The organism is Thioclava sp. NG1 (assembly GCF_003122275.1).
GTDB lineage: Bacteria > Pseudomonadota > Alphaproteobacteria > Rhodobacterales > Rhodobacteraceae > Thioclava > Thioclava nitratireducens.
The window spans coordinates 331129-348919 of record NZ_QFBB01000003.1 but is presented as its reverse complement, the minus strand read 5'-3'; the positions used below and the strand labels follow the sequence as shown (position 1 = coordinate 348919).

General features: G+C 65.6%; 17 protein-coding genes. 15 read left to right on the top strand and 2 right to left on the bottom strand.

The window, feature by feature from the left end; genetic code table 11:
• Positions 1-11 precede the first annotated feature (11 nt).
• On the bottom strand, positions 12-1589 hold the full coding sequence (locus tag DEM26_RS07205) for an NAD(P)H-hydrate dehydratase (protein WP_109172038.1): 1578 nt from the start codon (positions 1587-1589) through the stop codon (positions 12-14).
• A 187-nt stretch (positions 1590-1776) separates the two neighbouring features.
• On the opposite strand from DEM26_RS07205, the gene DEM26_RS07200 reads away from it, so the two are divergent.
• The 15 genes from DEM26_RS07200 to cysE all read left to right on the top strand — a co-directional run bounded on the left by DEM26_RS07200 (position 1777) and on the right by cysE (position 16231).
• Complete coding sequence (locus DEM26_RS07200) at positions 1777-2115, top strand: P-II family nitrogen regulator (protein ID WP_075775041.1); 339 nt, start codon at positions 1777-1779, stop codon at positions 2113-2115.
• Positions 2116-2186: 71 nt separating this feature from the next.
• A complete protein-coding gene (gene glnA, locus DEM26_RS07195) occupies positions 2187-3593 on the top strand; it encodes a type I glutamate--ammonia ligase (RefSeq protein WP_075775040.1) in 1407 nt (468 codons plus the stop codon).
• Between the two features lie 281 nt (positions 3594-3874).
• The gene (locus DEM26_RS07190) at positions 3875-4306 is read left to right on the top strand and encodes a glyoxalase superfamily protein (protein WP_075775039.1); all 432 of its coding nucleotides are present in this window, start codon (positions 3875-3877) and stop codon (positions 4304-4306) included.
• An 81-nt stretch (positions 4307-4387) separates the two neighbouring features.
• Positions 4388-4942 (top strand): sugar O-acetyltransferase, encoded by a 555-nt coding sequence (locus tag DEM26_RS07185; protein ID WP_109172037.1) that lies wholly within the window; start codon positions 4388-4390, stop codon positions 4940-4942.
• A gap of 91 nt (positions 4943-5033) precedes the next feature.
• The gene (fabD, locus tag DEM26_RS07180; protein ID WP_075775037.1) at positions 5034-5963 is read left to right on the top strand and encodes an ACP S-malonyltransferase; all 930 of its coding nucleotides are present in this window, start codon (positions 5034-5036) and stop codon (positions 5961-5963) included.
• Positions 5964-6185: 222 nt separating this feature from the next.
• Positions 6186-6923 carry a 3-oxoacyl-[acyl-carrier-protein] reductase gene (gene fabG / locus DEM26_RS07175; protein ID WP_075775139.1) on the top strand — a complete coding sequence of 246 codons (738 nt, stop codon included), beginning with the start codon at positions 6186-6188 and terminating at the stop codon, positions 6921-6923.
• A 215-nt stretch (positions 6924-7138) separates the two neighbouring features.
• The gene (locus DEM26_RS07170) at positions 7139-7372 is read left to right on the top strand and encodes an acyl carrier protein (RefSeq protein ID WP_075775036.1); all 234 of its coding nucleotides are present in this window, start codon (positions 7139-7141) and stop codon (positions 7370-7372) included.
• 102 nt (positions 7373-7474) lie between these two features.
• Complete coding sequence (gene thpR, locus DEM26_RS07165) at positions 7475-8023, top strand: RNA 2',3'-cyclic phosphodiesterase (RefSeq protein ID WP_109172036.1); 549 nt, start codon at positions 7475-7477, stop codon at positions 8021-8023.
• A gap of 144 nt (positions 8024-8167) precedes the next feature.
• Positions 8168-9613 carry a GGDEF domain-containing protein gene (locus tag DEM26_RS07160; RefSeq protein WP_109172035.1) on the top strand — a complete coding sequence of 482 codons (1446 nt, stop codon included), beginning with the start codon at positions 8168-8170 and terminating at the stop codon, positions 9611-9613.
• Positions 9614-9702: 89 nt separating this feature from the next.
• Positions 9703-10965, top strand: a complete 1263-nt coding sequence (fabF, locus tag DEM26_RS07155) for a beta-ketoacyl-ACP synthase II (RefSeq protein ID WP_075775033.1) — start codon at positions 9703-9705, stop codon at positions 10963-10965.
• Positions 10965-12131, top strand: a complete 1167-nt coding sequence (gene mltG / locus DEM26_RS07150; RefSeq protein WP_109172034.1) for an endolytic transglycosylase MltG — start codon at positions 10965-10967, stop codon at positions 12129-12131. Before fabF ends, mltG begins: the two co-directional genes overlap by 1 nt.
• 157 nt (positions 12132-12288) lie before the next feature.
• Positions 12289-12654, top strand: a complete 366-nt coding sequence (locus DEM26_RS07145; RefSeq protein ID WP_233243045.1) for a hypothetical protein — start codon at positions 12289-12291, stop codon at positions 12652-12654.
• Positions 12584-15049: a baseplate megatron protein TIM-barrel domain-containing protein gene (locus tag DEM26_RS07140; RefSeq protein ID WP_109172033.1), complete on the top strand. Its 2466-nt coding sequence runs from the start codon at positions 12584-12586 to the stop codon at positions 15047-15049. Before DEM26_RS07145 ends, DEM26_RS07140 begins: the two co-directional genes overlap by 71 nt.
• Position 15050: 1 nt before the next feature.
• Positions 15051-15395, top strand: a complete 345-nt coding sequence (locus DEM26_RS20960; RefSeq protein WP_441351180.1) for a DUF7742 family protein — start codon at positions 15051-15053, stop codon at positions 15393-15395.
• A gap of 29 nt (positions 15396-15424) precedes the next feature.
• Positions 15425-16231, top strand: coding sequence for a serine O-acetyltransferase (cysE, locus tag DEM26_RS07135; protein WP_075775017.1), 807 nt, complete (start codon positions 15425-15427; stop codon positions 16229-16231).
• Positions 16232-16417: 186 nt separating this feature from the next.
• Here cysE and DEM26_RS07130 read toward each other — a convergent pair whose 3' ends face one another.
• Positions 16418-17791, bottom strand: coding sequence for a pyruvate dehydrogenase complex dihydrolipoamide acetyltransferase (locus DEM26_RS07130; protein WP_109172032.1), 1374 nt, complete (start codon positions 17789-17791; stop codon positions 16418-16420).

Sequence of the window (17791 nt, the reverse complement as noted above, 5' to 3'; positions counted from 1 at the left end):
GACGGCGCGGCTCAGTCGCGGTCAGCGTCCCGCGCCATCAGGGCGCGCAACACTTTCGGGAGTTCTTCGGGCAGGTCTTCGGCGATCAGACCCGGACCGAAGCTGCGTGCCGCCTCGACATGAAGCCATGCCGCAGTGGTCGCGGCGTCGAACGGTTGGAACCCGCGCGCAAGCAGCCCCGCGATCAGCCCCGACAGCACATCGCCCGCGCCCGCCGTTGCAAGCCACGGGGCCGCGCGGTCCTGCGTCGCCGAATGCAGCGCCACGCGCCCGTCTGGTGCCGCGATCGCGGTGTCCGCCCCTTTGAGCAGCACCGTGCAGCCCGCGCGCGCAGCCGCCTCGCGGGTGGCGTCCAGTTTGGAATAGGTCGGATCGTCGCCTGACAGCTTTTCGGTCAGATCGGGAAAGAGCCGTTTGAACTCGCCCGGATGCGGGGTCAGCACGCAGGCCTCGTGGAGCTGGCCGAAGAGCAGGCTCGGGTCGTCGGAAAAGGCGCTGAGCGCATCGGCATCGAGCACCGTCGCGCGTTTGCCCCAAAGCGCCGCCGGCACCATCTCCTGTGCGCGGGACATGCCCAGACCGGGCCCGAGGCAGAGCGCGTTGAGGCGCTCATCGCCCAGCATCCCGCGCAGGCTATAGGCGTCGGGCAGGGCGCTCAGCATGATCGCGTCGAGATGGGCGGCGTTCTCAGCCAGCGCCTTGGGCGGGCAGGCCAGCGTCACCAGCCCCGCGCCGATCCTCAGAGCCGCGCGCGCAGCCATCCGCGCAGCGCCGCCTTTGCCTGCGCCACCCGCCAGGACCAGCGCGTGGCCGTGGCTGAACTTGTGGCCCGTCCGCTTCATCAGGAAATTCGAGGGGCGGTCGATCAGCCGCGCAGCCGCGGGGATCGCATCCTGCGGCAGGCCGATATCGGCGACCACCAGCGCACCGCGCATCGAGGCGCCACCGCCGGGGCGGTCGGGCCCGTCGGACGGATCGAGGTAATGGCCGCATTTCGCGCGGTGGAAGCTGACCGTCAGGTCGGCAGGGAATGCCCCCCCGAGATTGCGCCCGCTATCCGAGGAGATGCCGCTGGGGATATCGACGGCGATGAAATGCGGACGCGGTCCCGAGGGATTGGAAAAGCGCCGCGGATAGATCCCGCGCCATGTCTTCGCCGTGTCCTCGGGCATCTGACGGGTCAGGCCGGTGCCGAACAGCGCGTCGATCACCAGCCCGCTCTCCATATCGTCGATGCGGCCTTCGATCGCAGCGTCGTCCCATGGCAGCACGTCCCCGATCTGCGCCCAGCGGTCGTGATTGGCCTTCGCATCGGGGGGCAGACGAGCCGGATCGCCATAGGCGTAACAGGCGATCCCCCAGCCGCGCGCGGCCAGCAGGCGCGCGATCACGTAGCCGTCGCCGCCATTATTGCCCGGCCCGCACAGCACCACAGCCTGAGCAGGCCCCGGATCGGACCAACGCGAGAAAATCGCCGTGACGACGCTTTCCCCGGCACGCTCCATCAGCTCGAGCCCCGTGACCGCGCCGCGCGCGATCTCGGTCTGTTCGTGTTCGCGCATTTGGCTGGCGGTCAGGATTTCAGGCATGGTCCCCGGGGTTTTCGAAGGAATCGTTTTCAAACTGCTGCATTTTTGTGCTACTTGCACGAATTGCGGGCGCGCTTTTCGGATATCCGACCTCAAAACCGCGCTCCGCCAGCCTAGCCGATTGCGGGGGCTTTGGGAAAGTGGTCTGAGGGGGTCGGAACGAAGACCTGACGGAGGAGTCGGCGGCATGAAAAAGGTGGAGGCGATCATCAAGCCCTTCAAACTCGATGAAGTGAAGGAAGCGCTTCAGGAAGTTGGGATTCAGGGCCTTTCGGTGATCGAGGTGAAAGGGTTCGGACGCCAGAAGGGCCATACCGAGCTTTATCGCGGCGCCGAATATGTCGTGGATTTCCTGCCCAAGGTGAAGATCGAGATGGTGCTGCCCGACGATCTCGTCGACGCCGCCATCGAGGCGATCACGAACGCCGCGCGCACCGAGAAGATCGGCGACGGCAAGATCTTCGTCTCTCCGATGGAGCAGGCGATCCGTATCCGCACCGGCGAGTCGGGCGACGACGCGCTGTAACCTCCGGCATTCCCGGCGGACCCCGTTGCGGGTCCAGGGACAACCCAAGCTCAACGAAAGGGTAATGTGACATGAGCATCAAGGACGCTCTCAAACTGATGAAGGACGAAGACGTCGAATACGTCGACGTGCGCTTCACCGATCCGCGCGGCAAGCTGCAGCACGTGACGCTGATGCATACCGAAGTGGACGAAGATTTCTTCGAAGAAGGTTTCATGTTCGACGGCTCCTCGATCGCCGGCTGGAAGTCGATCGATCAGTCCGACATGAAACTGATCCCGGACGCGTCCTCGGTCTATATCGACCCCTTCTACGCCGAGAAGACCATGTGCGTGCACTGCACCGTGGTCGAGCCCGACACCGGCGAGCCCTATGCCCGCGACCCGCGCGGCACCGCTGAGAAGGCCGAAGCCTATCTCGTTGCCTCGGGCATCGGTGATACGGCCTTCTTCGGTCCGGAAGCGGAATTCTTCCTGTTCGACGACGTGAAGTTCTCGGTCTCGATGAACAAGGTCTCCTACGAGGTCGACGCGATCGACGCGGCGTGGAACACCGACACCGATTACGAGATGGGCAACATGGGCCATCGTCCGGGCGTCAAGGGCGGCTACTTCCCGGTCAACCCGGTGGATGACGCGCAGGACCTGCGTTCGGAAATGCTCTCGACCATGAAGCGCATGGGCATGAAGGTCGACAAGCACCACCACGAAGTGGCCTCGTGCCAGCACGAGCTGGGCCTGATCTTCGGGACGCTGACCAAGCAGGCCGACGACATCCAGAAGTACAAGTACGTCATCCACAACGTGGCGCATGCCTATGGCAAATCGGCGACCTTCATGCCGAAGCCGATCACCGGCGACAACGGCACCGGCATGCACGTGAACATGTCGATCTGGAAAGACGGCAAGCCGCTGTTTGCAGGCGACAAATACGCTGACCTGTCGCAGGAAGCCCTGTGGTTCATCGGCGGTATCCTGAAGCACGCGAAGTCGCTCAACGCCTTCACCAACCCGTCGACCAACTCCTACAAGCGTCTGATCCCGGGCTTCGAGGCTCCGGTTCTGCGCGCCTACTCGGCCCGCAACCGCTCGGGTTGTGTCCGTATTCCGTGGGCGGAATCCCCCAAGGCAAAGCGCGTCGAAGCCCGTTTCCCCGATCCGTCGGCGAACCCCTATCTGTGCTTCTCGGCTCTGCTGATGGCCGGCCTCGACGGCATCAAGAACAAGATCGATCCGGGCCCGTCCTCGGACAAGGATCTCTACGATCTGCCGCCGGAAGAACTGGCCTCGATCCCGACCGTTTGCGCCTCGCTGCGTGAAGCGCTCGAGACGCTCGAGAAGGATCACGAGTTCCTGCTGGCCGGTGACGTGTTCACCAAGGACCAGATCGAGGGCTACATCGCACTGAAGTGGGAAGAAGTGTACGCGTTCGAGCACACCCCCCACCCGGTGGAATACAAGTACTACTACTCCTGCTGAACGGGAGAGGGACAGTGATGGGAAGGGGCGTCCGGTCGGGCGCCCCTTTCGCATTCGGGGCGTCTGCTATGGCGCTTTCGCATCGCCGGACGCCGGGTAAGGCTGCATCCCTTGACAGATGCGCCCCCGCCGCCCATTTCTCGGCCTTGGCTGCCGGATGCCTGCCGCCCGCGGGGCGTTTCCCTTGGTGAAATCCGGTTCACGATCGCTCTCCTTACTTTCGGGGGCTCTTCGGCAATGCGGGCCCCGAAGCGGTGGATCATCCCCGTGGAGACGAGACGATGACTGTAAATGCAGTGAAAGACGTAAAGGCGCAGGCGCGCCGTCTGGCCGAGGCGATGGCGCAGGCGGGCAATCCGGTTGCGCTGTCGAAGGCGTATGAGCTGACCGCGCAGGCGGCGGGTCATGCCGACTGGAACACGATGGTGGCGGCGCTGCGACGTGCCGAACCGGCTGCACACGCGAAGGGATATGCCTTGGGCGATGCGGTGCGCGGGCGCTATCTGGGCCATCCGGTGAGCGGCCGCGTCCATGCGCTGCGGCGCAAGGGCGAGACCCATTACGACATCGAAATTGCGCTGGACGAGCCGGTGGATGTCGTTGAAAGCGCTGCGTTTTCCTCGATGCGGCGGCGCGTGCGCGCGACCATCGGCGCGGATGGGCGCTCGATCGGGCGACGCTCCGACGGGGTCGCGCATCTCGAACTGGACTGAGGAGAAGGGGCGCATCGAGCGCCCCTTTTTCTTTGCGCGTAGCTGGGGCAGGATCGTCCGGCGAGATGGCGGGGAGGGATCATGCGCTCGGAAAAGGACAAGATGCTGGCGGGCGAATTGTATCGCGCAGAAGGGCCGGAGATCGAAGCCGATATGGCGCGGGCAGCGGCGTGGATGGACCGGTTCAACGCGACCGTCGCGCATAGTGCCGCGGACTGCCATGCGCTGCTGACGGAGCTGTTCGCGGAAGTGGGGCAGGGGACGCGCATCCGCCCACCGTTCCATTGCGATTACGGCAGCAATATCCGGCTTGGAGCCGGAGTCTTTCTGAATTTCGGATGTGTAATCCTCGATGTGGTCGCGGTGACGATCGGCGACCGGACGCAGGTCGGTCCGAAGGTGCAGATCCTGACCGCCGATCATCCCCGCGATCCGGAGACGCGCCGGACCGGGTTGGAATTCGGGCGGCCCGTGCGGATCGGCGCGGATGTCTGGATCGGCGGCGGGGCGATCATCCTGCCGGGGATCACGGTGGGCGATGGCGCGCTGATCGGCGCGGGGGCCGTCGTGACGCGCGACGTGCCGGCGGGTGCCACGGTCGCGGGCAATCCTGCGCGCATCATCGGTAAAGCGTGAGAGGTGGTGCAGGGTTGGCCAAGGGCAGCGAACTTGCCCCGCCGCGCCCTTCTCGCTAAGGGAAACCAAAGATCAATCAGGAGGATCAGGCATGAGCCGCGCATTCGTATTTCCCGGTCAGGGCGCACAGGTCATCGGCATGGGCAAGGCATTGGCCGACGCCTATCCCGCCTCGAAAGCGGTCTTCGAAGAGGTCGATGAGGCGCTCGGGCAGAAGCTGAGCGCGCTCATCTGGGAAGGCGAGCAGGACGAGTTGACGCTGACCGCCAACGCGCAGCCCGCGCTGATGGCGACGTCTATCGCGGCGCTGCGGGCGCTGGAAGCCGAGGGCTTTGCGGTCACAGATGCGGCCTATGTCGCGGGTCACTCGCTGGGCGAATATTCCGCGCTTTGTGCGGCGGGTTCGCTGAGCCTGCCCGACACCGCACGCCTGCTGCGCGTGCGCGGCGACGCGATGCAATCGGCGGTGCCGGTGGGCGTCGGCGCGATGGCCGCGATCCTCGGGCTCGATTTCGAGGCGGCGTCGAAAGTCGCTGCCGAGGCGGCGCAGGGCGAGGTCTGTCAGGCTGCAAACGACAACGATCCGAGCCAGGTGGTCATCTCGGGCAACAAGGCGGCGGTCGAGCGGGCCACGGTGCTCGCCAAGGAAGCGGGCGCGAAGCGGGCCGTGATGCTGCCGGTCTCTGCCCCGTTCCATTGCGCGCTGATGCAGCCCGCCGCCGATGCGATGGACGCCGCGCTGTCGCAGGTCGAGATCAAGGCGCCGGTCGTGCCGCTGGTCGCCAATGTCCGTGCAGAGGCGGTGAGTGATCCGGCCCTGATCCGCGAACTTCTGGTTGAGCAGGTCACGGGTTCGGTGCGCTGGCGCGAGAGCGTCGCGTGGATGGCCGCTCAGGGCGTCGACGAAATCTGGGAGATCGGCGCGGGCAAGGCGCTCGCAGGGATGGTCCGGCGGATCGCCAAGGACATCACCTGCCGGGCGATCGGCACGCCGGAAGAGGTCGCCGCGCTGAAGGACTGAGGGCTGAACCGGGGGATCCTCCCCCGGACCCCCTGGGATATTTCCGCCAAGAGGAAGGCGAGGCCGTCCGGGGTCGCCATCGAACCGGACGGCCTTTCCATGTGGCGTCGCACGCGGCGGAGCGCCTATTCCGGCGGGCGCAACCTTGGCGTGTGGCACTTGGAGTTCCCTAACGACACATTCGCTGATATGAGAGCGTCGACTTAGAAACGAGGTAGCATGATGTTCGATTTGAAAGGCAAGCGCGCGCTGGTGACCGGAGCTTCCGGCGGGATCGGGGCCGAGATCGCGCGAGCGCTCCATGCGGGCGGCGCGGCCGTGGCGCTGTCGGGCACGCGGGTCGAGCCGCTCGAAGCGCTGGCCGCCGAGCTGGGCGAGGGTGCCTATGTCTGCCCGGCCAACCTGAGCGATCCCGAAAGCGTCGAGGCGCTGCCGAAAGCGGCGATCGATGCGATGGGCGGTCTGGACATCCTCGTGAACAATGCCGGAATCACGCGCGACCAGCTGGTGATGCGGATGTCGGACGAGGATTGGCAATCGGTGATCGACGTGAACCTGACGGCGGCGTTCCGCCTGATGCGCGCGGTTCTTCGCCCGATGATGAAGGCGCGCTGGGGCCGGATCATCAACATCACCTCGGTGGTCGGCCAGACCGGCAATCCCGGCCAGGTGAACTATGCCGCAGCCAAGGCGGGTCTCGTCGGCGCGTCGAAATCGCTCGCGCAGGAAGTCGCGACTCGCGGCGTGACGGTGAACTGCGTGGCGCCGGGCTTCATCGAGACGCCGATGACGGACAAGCTCACCGATGCTCAGAAAGACGCGATCCTGTCGGGCATCCCGGCCGGGCGCATGGGCACGCCCGAAGAAATCGCTGCCGCCGTGCGCTATCTCGCGAGCCCCGAGGCGGGCTACGTCACCGGCGCGGTGCTGCATGTCAACGGCGGCGGGACGATGGCCTGACGTCTTTGTGACCCAACGGCATGGCCGCCTTTGTTAGGGTGGAGAAACGTCTTGCCATGGGCCACGGCAATCGCTAAGAGCGCTGCAGACGAGCCGGGCGTAACAGCCACGGCTCTGAATTGCGGTCTTCGGGTTGACCCGGGGCGCGCGGGTTGAGACGCTCGTAAACGAGCAAGCATGAACGGGCTAGGCCCTATAAACTTTGAGGAATTGACATGAGCGACATCGCTGATCGCGTGAAGAAGATCGTCGTGGAGCATCTCGGCGTGGAAGAGGACAAGGTCACTGAGAGCGCCTCGTTCATCGACGACCTCGGTGCGGACAGCCTCGATACGGTCGAGCTGGTCATGGCCTTCGAAGAAGAGTTCGGCATCGAGATCCCCGATGACGCCGCCGAGAACATTCAGACCGTCGGCGATGCGGTTAAATTCATCTCGGAAGCGCAGTAAGCCTTAACGGCTGACGCTGAGAGAGAGTTAAGGGCGGCGCTTCGGGAAACCGGAGCGCCGCTTTTCTTTTGCGCCAGACGCGCGGGTGTCGGGGAGGATTGCATGCGGAGTTTCGTCGCGATCGAATTGCCCGAGGAGCATATCGAGGCGATCGAGCGGTTGCAGGCCGATCTGGCCGCGGGGCGGATTGTGCAACCGGAGAACCTCCACCTGACGCTGGCCTTTCTCGACGAGATCGACGTCGGACAGCTGGAGGCTCTGGACGACAGGTTGCGCGAAATCGACTGGGCGCCGGGGCCGGAGGTGGTGTTGGCAGGGCTGGAGACCTTCGGCAGCCCGGCGCGGCCCGAGGCGCTGGTACTGGGTGTACAGGCCGATCCCGAGCTGCTCCGCTGGCACCGTGCGGTGATGGCGGCGGCGCGAGCGGCGGGGATCGACCTGCCGCGGCGACGCTTCCGCCCGCATGTGACGCTGGCGCGGTTCGGCAAGCGGGCAGGAGCAGGGGATTTGGCCCGTCTGGGGCGATTCATGGCCCGCGAGGGGGCGGTGCGCTTGCCGGGATTCGGCCCCGATCACGTGGCGCTGATCCGCTCGACTCTTGGGCATGGGCCGCCGCGCCACGAGATGCTTGCCGGTTATTTTATGTCATAAGACATATATTAAGGAAGATGTGAACGAAAACGCGGCTCTTGAGAGTGGCTGTTAATCGTTTGTTAACGAATTGGGCCGTCTCCTGATCCTATCGCGGGCGCTTTACGACAAACGCTCAATGCCCGTGCAGATCTTGGTAGTCACATGTCAGTCTTTCGCCGGGCGCAGGTTGCGGTCCGCCCCCTTTTGTCTTTCGCGGCGACGCTTGCCGCTTTGGGTCTGATCTCCCGATTGGCCGTTCAGTCGGGCGTCGGCTCGGAGCCGTTGCGCGCGCTGAACGGGTGGATCGGGATGGGAACCGGGACGGCGGGCGCGGTGCTGGCTCTGGCGGGGGCGCTCTCCTGTGGTCGGGAGGTACGGATCGGGGCGCGTGGGCTGGCCGCGGCGAGCCTGCTGCTTTGCCTCGGGCGGGGCGTGCCCGCGCTCGCGCCGCTGTACCGGTGGGACGGCGTACCCGTGATCGAGCCGAGCGCCGCGACGCTTCTCGCGATGACGGCGGCGGCGTTTTTTGCGGTCGAGGCGCGGGCCTACCTGATCGGCACCGTTGCCCATATGACGGTTTTCGGTGGCGCGTTGATGTATCTGTTCTCGCATGTTTTCGTCCACGATCATCTGTCGGGGGAGATGTCGCTCGGCGCCTCGGTGGCGATCCTCTGTCTGGCCTATGCCGGGGTGATCTGCCGCGGCGACCGCGGGGTGATGCGGGTGCTGCTCAACGAACACGCGTCTGGCCGGCAAGCGCGGGCGCAGATGCTGCTGGGCGTGGTCGCACCGATCCTTCTGGGAACCTTCTACCTGCTCGCCGATCCCGAATTGGCCACGCGCGCGGAAATGCTGCTGCTGCTCGCGACGATCGTGGGGGTGAATGTCGGCCTGATCATCCTGATGGCGGTCTCGCTGGAGCGGACGGATCATGCGCGGCGTGCCGTGGAGCAGAAACTTCTCAACCGCGCGATGCGGGACGGGCTGACCGGGCTTTTCAATCGCGAGATGCTGTCGCGGCGGTTTCAGCAAGCCTTTAGCCAGGGGATGGGCGAGGGGGTCCCGTTCACCGCTCTGATGATCGATATCGACCATTTCAGGCAGGTCAACGATCGCGGTGGGCATGCGCTCGGCGATCTGGTGCTGCGCCGCGCGGGGCGCAAGATGCGCGCGCAATTGCGGCTGGAGGACACGCTGGCACGGATCGGCGGCGATGAATTCGCGGTGATCCTGCCCGGCGCGCGGCTGACCGAGGGCCTCGAGGCGGCGGAGCGGCTTCGCGCCGCCGTGGCCGCGCTGGGTTTCGAGGGGCAGCAGGCGCCTGGTCTGCGGGTCACCGTCTCCATCGGGGTCGCCGAATGGGAGTGCGGCGAGGAACTGCGGAGCCTTTATGCGCGGGCGGACGGGGCGCTCTACGCGGCGAAGAACCGCGGGCGCAACCGGGTTCTGCTGGCGCAGCCCTCCTTCGAACTCCGCGCCTCGGCGCCGCCCTTTGCCGCGCCGGACACGCGGGTCGAGGCGCTCAAGCTGAAGTCTGCGTGCCAGCCTGAACCGGTCGCGCGACGCGGCGCAAACCCGTCCGAACTGCAGCCATTCGCCGGACGGTAACCCGCCTGCCGCTTTGGGTTGTGATTGCGCCTTTGCGCGCCCGCGTGTATCAGGTCTGGCAAGATATTTTGCTGAGAAAGAGGTCACGCATGCGCCGGGTAGTTGTCACGGGTCTGGGGATGGTCACGCCGCTGGCTTGCGGGGTCGAGGAGACCTGGTCGCGGCTCATCGCGGGTCAGTCGGGGGCGGGGACGATCTCGCGCTTCGATGCGTCCAACGTGACCACGAAATACGCCTGCGAAATTCCGCTGGGCGACGGTTCCGACGGCACGTTCAATCCCGACGACTGGATGGAGCCGAAAGAGCGCCGCAAGGTCGACGATTTCATCCTCTACGGGATGGCTGCTGCGACGCAGGCCGTAAAGGATTCCGGCTGGGAGCCCGAGGATGAAGAGGGTCGCCTGCGCACCGGCGTGATGATCGGTTCGGGGATCGGGGGGCTCAGCTCGATCGCCGATACCGCCGTTCTGATCAAGGAAAAGGGTGTCCGCCGCGTCAGCCCGTTCTTCATCCCGGGCGCGCTGATCAACCTCGTCTCGGGGCAGGTCTCGATCCGGTTTGGCTTCAAGGGGCCGAACCACGCGGTCGTCACCGCCTGTTCGACCGGCGCGCATGCCATTGGCGATGCCGCGCGTCTGATCATGCTGGGCGATGCCGATGTGATGGTCGCCGGCGGTGCGGAAAGCCCGATCTCGGAGATCGGTATCGCGGGCTTCAACGCCTGCAAGGCGCTCTCGACCAAGCGCGGCAACGAGCCGGAGGCCGCGAGCCGTCCGTGGGATGCCGATCGCGACGGGTTCGTGATGGGCGAGGGTGCGGGCTGCGTCGTGCTGGAGGAATACGAGCACGCCAAGGCGCGCGGCGCGAAGATCTATGCCGAGGTGCTGGGCTATGGCCTGTCGGGCGACGCCTATCACATCACCGCGCCGTCCGAGGATGGCGATGGGGGCTTCCGCGCGATGAAAGCGGCGCTGGAGCGGGCCGATCTGAACCCCGATCAGGTGGATTACATCAACGCGCATGGCACCTCGACCATGGCCGACGTGATCGAGCTGGGGGCGGTGCAGCGCCTGCTGGGCGATGCGGCGTCGAAAGCCACGATGAGCTCGACCAAGTCCTCGGTTGGCCACCTTCTGGGTGCGGCTGGCGCAGTGGAGGCGATTTTCTCGATCCTCGCGATCCGCGATCAGATCGCACCGCCGACGCTGAACCTCGACAATCCGCCGGAAGAGGCCGTGATCGACCTCGCGCCGAAGACCGCGGTCAAGCGCAAGATCGACGTCGCGCTGTCCAACAGCTTCGGCTTCGGCGGCACCAATGCGAGCCTCGTGATGGGCAAGGTGGATAGCTGATGTGGCGTAACATCGTCTCGAATTTCCTGACGCTGCTGATTGTCATCCTCGTCGCGCTTGGCGGCTTGGTCGCCTGGGCGAAGAACCAATATGTCGAGCCCGGCCCGCTGGCCGAGGCGATGTGCCTGCGCGTCGCGCCCGGCGAAAGCCTGCAGGGCGTGTCGTCGAAGCTGAAGGAGAAGGGGGCTATCTCCTCTTCCTATCTCTTCCGCACCGGTGCGCAGTATGAGGAGAAGGCCGACAAGCTGAAATTCGGCTCCTACCTGATCGAGCCGAAGACCTCGATGCAATCCATCGTGGGGCAGATCACATCTGGCGGGCCTTCGACCTGCGGCTCGGAGCTGGTGTTCCGGATCGGCGTGAACGGCAACGAGGTGCTGCTGCGCGAGCTGGACCCGACCACGGGCGATTACCAGAAGGTCGCGGAATACAATCCCGAGAGCGAAAAGCCGCCCGAAGGCTTCGAGGAAAAGGCCGACCGCGTCGATGTGCGCACCCGCGTGACCGTCGTCGATGGTGTGACCAGCTGGCAGATCGTGCAGGGGCTGAAGGAAGCGAGCTTCCTGTCGGGCAAGATCGACGGGGTGCCGGGGGAAGGCACGCTCGCGCCCGACAGCTACGAGGTGACGCGCGGGGCCGACCGGCAGGCGCTGATCGATCTGATGTCCGAGCGGCAGTCGAAGATCCTCGCCGATGCCTGGGACGGACGTGCCGAGGGGCTGCCCTATGACGACCCGCAGCAGGCGCTGACCATGGCCTCGATCGTCGAGAAGGAAACCGGTGTGCCCGCTGAGCGCCCCGAAGTGGCAAGCGTCTTCATCAACCGTCTCGAAAAGGGCATGAAGCTGCAGACCGACCCGACGGTGATCTACGGCGTGACCGAAGGCAAGGGTGTGCTGGGCCGCGGGCTGCGGCAGTCCGAGCTGCGCAAGGCGACGCCCTACAACACCTATGTCATCGACGGGCTGCCGCCCGGACCGATCGCGAACCCGGGCAAGGCGGCGATCGAGGCGGCGTTGCATCCCGATTCGACCGACTACCTGTTCTTCGTGGCAGATGGGTCTGGCGGGCATGCCTTCTCGAGCACCATCGAAGAGCATAACAAGAACGTGGCGAAGTGGCGCGAGATCGAGAAGAAGCGTCAGGAAGACGCATCAAGTAACTGATATCACGCAAAGAACCCCGGTTTTCGCCGGGGTTCTTTTTTGCCCACGCCGCACAACCCGGAATTTAGAGCTTGACTCTGCGAACGCTCTCGGGTAGAGGTTTGGCATGCTAGGAGAAGTGGGCAAACGCCGCGGGGCAACCCGACGGCGTTTTTTCATGTCTCTCGAACGGACCAACTTGGAACGGGTGGGTTCGTACGTGACGCAAGACAACATGATGAACGAGGCGGGGGCGCCGGTCGATCTTCTGGATCAGACCGAAGCGCTCTATCGTGACGTGGCCGAGGAACTGGCGCAGGCGCTGCAGGGGGTGCGGTGCGGCGAGATATCCGAGGCGAAAGCGGCGGTGCAGGCGGTCAAGGACCTCCGCACCGCTTTTCATTTGGTGATGGAGGAACGAACGCGTGTCGAGAAACTCCGCAGACAGTTGGCAGGCGTCGCCGCCGGGCGGAATGGCGCGCTCGACTTCGATGCCGCCAGAGTTGAAATCGGGCGCCGCCTGGCTCGCCTCCGCGACGCCTGAGAGTGTCGAGGCGTTTCTCGACGGGCTTGATGACAATGCATTGCTCGCGCTGCCCTGGATCTTCGAGTTCTGGGCGCTCGATCATCAGCTTCCGCCCGAAGGGGATTGGAAAAGCTGGGTGATCATGGGTGGGCGCGGCGCGGGCAAGACGCGGGCCGGGGCCGAATGGGTGCGTGCGCAGGTGGAAGGCGCACGCCCGCTCGACCCCGGAAGGGCGCGACGTGTTGCGCTGGTCGGCGAGACCTTCGATCAGGTGCGCGACGTGATGGTGATGGGGGAGAGCGGGATACTCGCCTGCTCTCCGCCCGACCGCAGACCGGTCTGGGAAGCGACCCGGCGCCGGCTCGTCTGGCCGAACGGGGCCACGGCGCAGGCGTTTTCCGCGCATGAGCCCGAGGCGCTGCGGGGGCCGCAATTCGACGCGGCCTGGGTCGACGAGATGGGCTGCGCCGCGATCGACAAGGGCACCAACGAGCCCAACAAGTTCCTCGATCCGAAAAGCTCGGAAAGTGCGCTGCCGCATTACTCGGACGGGCGGCGGGACGACTACATGCAGATGCAATATCTGCGGGCGATGACATCTTATTGGGGGGATGACGCGCGCAACCCGATCTCGGAGTTCTATGGCGGCCCGATGGTGGATATGTCGCACGCTCATGTCTGGGCTTGGGACGTGCGACCTTATCCGCAATTTCCCGGGTTGCCGGACCTGTGGGAAGATGCTGCGAATTACGCGCGCGGACATTGGATTTCGGGGCGGGCGACGGCCCAGCCTCTGGCGCATGTGGTGGGCGAGATATGTGCGCTTGCGGGCGTTTCCGTATTCGACGTGAGCGCGCTGCACGGTGTGGTGCGCGGATATGCGATGCCCGGTGGGATCACGCCGCGCGGGGCATTGCAGTCGTTGAGCTTGATCTACGGCTTCGATGCGTTGGAGCGCGACGGGGTGCTGGTGTTCCGGATGCGCGATGCGTCGGTGGATGCGGAGCTTTTGCCTCCGCTGCTGGCGTTGGATGGTGAGGATCAGAGCCTCGAGACGCGGCGCGTCCCGGAGGCAGAGATCGCGGGACGGGTCCGGCTCGCCTATGTCGAGGCCGATGGCAGTTTCGAGACCCGCGCGGTGGAGGCGATCTTTCCTGATGAGGTGGATGGCCCGGCCTCCGCGAGCGAGGCGCCCCTGGCATTGACCCGGGCCGAGGGAATGCGTGTCGTCCATCGCTGGCTCGCCGAGGCGCGCGTGGCGCGCGATACGGTGCAGTTCACGCTCCCGCCTTCGATGGGATGGCTCGGGCCGGGGGATGTCGTGGTGCTGCAGACCGAGGAGGGCGCGCTGCGCTACCGGATCGACCGGATGGAACGCGCTGAAGCGATCCGTGTGGAGGCCGTGCGAGTGGAGTCGGGAATTTACGACCCCTCGGAAGAGACCGACGAGGTCGCGCGGATCGAGAGCGTCACGCCCCCGGTGCCGGTGACGCCTGTGTTTCTCGATCTGCCGCTTTTGACCGGGGCGGAAGATCCTTACGCGCCGCATCTTGCGGTCACTGCAAGCCCTTGGCCTGGGGCGGCCGCGCTCTATTCGGCGCTGGAGGATGCGGGCTATGCGCTCAACACGAAGGTCGAGACGCAGGCGGCGGTCGGGGTGACGCAGGCGATCCTGCCGCGCGCGCAGAGCGGTCTGTGGGACCGTGGTCCGGGCTTGCGGGTGAAGATGCTCTCCGGGGAATTGCACAGCGCCAGCGAGGCCAGTGTGCTCGCCGGGCTCAACGCGATGGCGATCGGCGATGGGTCGTCGGATCGGTGGGAGATCTTCCAGTTCGTCACCGCCGAGCCGGTAGAGCCGGGGGTATGGGATATCTCGACCCGGCTGCGCGGGCAGGCGGGCAGCGACGCGGTGATGCCCGATGTCTGGCCGGAGGGTTCGGTCGTCGTGATGCTCGACGGGGCACCGCGCCAGATCGAGGTCGCGCCCTCGGCACGTAATCTGGCGCGCCACTACCGCGTGGGGCCGGCGGGGCGGGGCTATGACGACCCTTCCTATATTCGCACGGTTCAGGCCTTCGCGGGGATCGGGTTGCGGCCACTGTCGCCTTGTCATTTGCACGCAGGGGCGCTGGGCGGCGATCTGCGGCTGAGTTGGGTGCGTCGGACCCGGGTCGGGGGCGACGACTGGGAGGCGCTTGACGTGCCTTTGGGGGAGGCGTCCGAGCGCTACCGCGTGCGGGTTCTAGAAGGGCAGACGATCCGGCGCGAAGTGATCGTGAGCACGCCGGAATGGACCTATGGCGCTGCGGAGCGCGCGGAGGACGGGATGATCGCGGCGCCGACCTTCGAGGTGGCGCAGATCTCTGATGTGTTCGGGCCGGGACTACCGGCGCGGCTGATCTGGACGGGATAAGATGCGCGCGGTACTCGACGGCGATCTGATAACGCTTGCACGGGCGGTGATGCTATGGCCGGAGGAGCGCCGCGTGGAGCGACTCCACCGGCTTTTCGATCAAGTCCATGCGGCCGATCGGTACTGCAAGAGGTTGCGTCGTGTGCACCCCTGCTGGGGCAATGGCGCGATCCTGAGCATGGCGCTGAGGATGCCGCGGGCGCGGGCAGGGCCGGGCGATCCGCGCTATCTGTCCGCGCTAGGCTGCGTCTGCGCGGGGCTCGCCACGTGGCAATCCATGCGGCAGCCCGTAAACCGAAATGATCGAACGCCCCTTCCTCTATCCGCCGAAAAACCTATGTGTTAGGTTCTTGCGCGCGAAGAGGGAGTAATCCGATGAACAAGCAGATGGCAAAGGTTGCAACCGTCGATCCGGTCTGGACGCAGATTTGCGACGAGGCGCGGGCAGCGGTGCGTGACGAGCCACTTCTGGGCGCGCTGATCCATGCGGGGCTGTTGCATCACCCGACGCTGGAACGCGCGCTGGCCTACCGTTTCTCGATGAAGCTGGCCTCGGCGGAGATGAGCGAGCAGATCCTGCGCGAGATCGCCGAGGAAGCTTTCGCGGCCGATCCCGATCTGGGGCAGGCGGCCCGCGCCGATCTCGTCGCCGTGCATGAGCGCGACCCGGCCTGCCACCGCCTGATCCAGCCGTTGTTGTTCTTCAAGGGGTTCCAGGCGCTGCAAAGCTACCGGATTGCGCATTGGCTGTTCACGAACGGGCGTCGCGACATGGCCTATTTCGTGCAGATGCGCGCTTCGGAGCTTTTCGGCGTTGACATCCATCCCGGCGCGAAGATCGGCCGCGGCATCATGATGGACCACGCCCATTCGATCGTGATCGGCGAAACGGCCGTGGTGGGAGACAATGTCTCGATGCTGCATTCGGTGACGCTGGGCGGCACCGGCAAGGAAGACGAGGACCGTCACCCGAAGATCGGCAATGGCGTGCTGATCGGCGCCGGTGCGAAGGTGCTTGGCAATATCCATGTCGGCGATAACAGCCGGATCGCGGCGGGGTCGGTCGTCCTCTCGGACGTGCCTTGCTGCAAGACCGTGGCCGGCGTTCCCGCGAAGATCGTCGGCGAGGCGGGCTGCGAGCGTCCGGCAAGCGAGATGGACCAGCTGCTGCACGGCAGTTGAGCAAAGCTCAGATGGAATAGAGAGGCGGGGCTTCGGCCCCGCTTTTTTGTTGCCTCGCGAAAAGCCTCCAGCCTTCTCGAATGACTGCGCATCGTCCCCTTGGTGAAAATCTCCCCCGGGTGAGTTCGCGAATGCGAAGAGGGGGGCAGCGCCCCCCTCTTCAAAGTCTCGAAACGTGCGGACCGGTCAGGCCAGCATCAGCATCGGGTTCTCGAGGTTCTCGCAGATCGCCTTGAGAAGCTCCGCGCCGAGCGCGCCGTCGATCACGCGGTGATCGACCGAGAGCGTCATCGACATGACGGTCGCCACCTCGATCTCGCCCTCGTCATTCACCACCGGCTGCTTGATGCCTGCACCGACGGCGAGGATCGCACCATGCGGCGGGTTGATGACCGCGTCGAAATTCTCGATCCCGAACATGCCGAGATTGGAGATCGCGAAGCTGCCGCCCTGATATTCATGCGGCGCGAGCTTGCGGTCGCGGGCCCGGGTCGCGAGGTCTTTCATCTCCGCCGAAAGCGTCGAGAGCGATTTCGCCTCGGCATCTTTCAGCACCGGCGTGAACAGCCCGCCTTCGATCGCGACCGCGACGGCCACGTCCGAGGGCTTCAGCTTGAACACCTTGTCGCCGGCCCAGACCGCATTCGCATCCGGCACCGATTGCAGCGCCAGCGCGCAGGCCTTGATGATGAAGTCGTTGACCGACAGCTTCACGCCACGACCCTCGAGCTGCTTGTTGAGCTGCGAGCGGAATTTCATCAGCGCGTCGAGCTTGACCGAACGGCGCAGGTAGAAATGCGGGATCGTCTGCTTGGCCTCGGTGAGGCGCGCGGCAATGGTCTTGCGCATCCCGTTGAGCTCGATCTCCTCGTACTCGCGACCCTCGTACATCTTGGCGATGGCAGAGGAGGATACCGACGGCGCGGGCGCCGGAACGGGGCTCGCATCCGCGGATTTCGGCGCGTCCGACTTGGCCGGGGCTGCCTTGCCACCTTCGGCGGCTTCGACATCGGCCTTCACGATGCGACCCTTCGGGCCCGAGCCCTTGAGCGAGGCCAGATCGACGCCCTTGTCGGCGGCGATGCGGCGCGCGAGCGGCGAGGCGAAGACGCGCTTGCCATCCGCATCCTGCGGCGCAGCAGGCGCTTTCTCGGTCTTCGGCGCGGCGCCCGCACCTTTCGAGCCGCCGGCTTTCGCGCCGCTTTTCTCGGCGGGCGCGTTGTCGGCTTCCTTGGTCTCTTCCGCGTCCTCGGCAGCTTCGGCCTGAGCCGCGGCGGGGGCAGGGCTTTCGGCCTCGTCCACGGCGGAAGCGTCTTCGCCTTCTTCCAGCAGCACCGCGATCGGGTCGTTGACCTTCACGCCGGAGGTGCCTTCGGCGACGAGGATCTTGCCGATCGTGCCTTCATCCACGGCCTCGAATTCCATCGTGGCCTTGTCGGTCTCGATCTCCGCGATGATGTCGCCCGAGGAGACTTCGTCACCCTCTTTCACGAGCCATTTCGCGAGCGTGCCTTCCTCCATCGTGGGCGACAGGGCGGGCATCAAAATCTGGGTTGCCAT

Coding starts and splice junctions, on each gene's coding strand:
- DEM26_RS07200 (WP_075775041.1), top strand. CDS start 1,777: ATGAAAAAGGTGGAGGCGATCATCAAGCCCTTCAAACTCGATGAAGTG.
- DEM26_RS07185 (WP_109172037.1), top strand. CDS start 4,388: ATGCGCTCGGAAAAGGACAAGATGCTGGCGGGCGAATTGTATCGCGCA.
- glnA (WP_075775040.1), top strand. CDS start 2,187: ATGAGCATCAAGGACGCTCTCAAACTGATGAAGGACGAAGACGTCGAA.
- DEM26_RS07145 (WP_233243045.1), top strand. CDS start 12,289: ATGTCTCTCGAACGGACCAACTTGGAACGGGTGGGTTCGTACGTGACG.
- DEM26_RS07205 (WP_109172038.1), bottom strand. CDS start 1,589: ATGCCTGAAATCCTGACCGCCAGCCAAATGCGCGAACACGAACAGACC.
- fabD (WP_075775037.1), top strand. CDS start 5,034: ATGAGCCGCGCATTCGTATTTCCCGGTCAGGGCGCACAGGTCATCGGC.
- DEM26_RS07190 (WP_075775039.1), top strand. CDS start 3,875: ATGACTGTAAATGCAGTGAAAGACGTAAAGGCGCAGGCGCGCCGTCTG.
- DEM26_RS20960 (WP_441351180.1), top strand. CDS start 15,051: ATGCGCGCGGTACTCGACGGCGATCTGATAACGCTTGCACGGGCGGTG.
- cysE (WP_075775017.1), top strand. CDS start 15,425: ATGAACAAGCAGATGGCAAAGGTTGCAACCGTCGATCCGGTCTGGACG.
- thpR (WP_109172036.1), top strand. CDS start 7,475: ATGCGGAGTTTCGTCGCGATCGAATTGCCCGAGGAGCATATCGAGGCG.
- DEM26_RS07170 (WP_075775036.1), top strand. CDS start 7,139: ATGAGCGACATCGCTGATCGCGTGAAGAAGATCGTCGTGGAGCATCTC.
- fabF (WP_075775033.1), top strand. CDS start 9,703: ATGCGCCGGGTAGTTGTCACGGGTCTGGGGATGGTCACGCCGCTGGCT.
- DEM26_RS07160 (WP_109172035.1), top strand. CDS start 8,168: ATGTCAGTCTTTCGCCGGGCGCAGGTTGCGGTCCGCCCCCTTTTGTCT.
- mltG (WP_109172034.1), top strand. CDS start 10,965: ATGTGGCGTAACATCGTCTCGAATTTCCTGACGCTGCTGATTGTCATC.
- fabG (WP_075775139.1), top strand. CDS start 6,186: ATGTTCGATTTGAAAGGCAAGCGCGCGCTGGTGACCGGAGCTTCCGGC.
- DEM26_RS07140 (WP_109172033.1), top strand. CDS start 12,584: ATGGCGCGCTCGACTTCGATGCCGCCAGAGTTGAAATCGGGCGCCGCC.
- DEM26_RS07130 (WP_109172032.1), bottom strand. CDS start 17,791: ATGGCAACCCAGATTTTGATGCCCGCCCTGTCGCCCACGATGGAGGAA.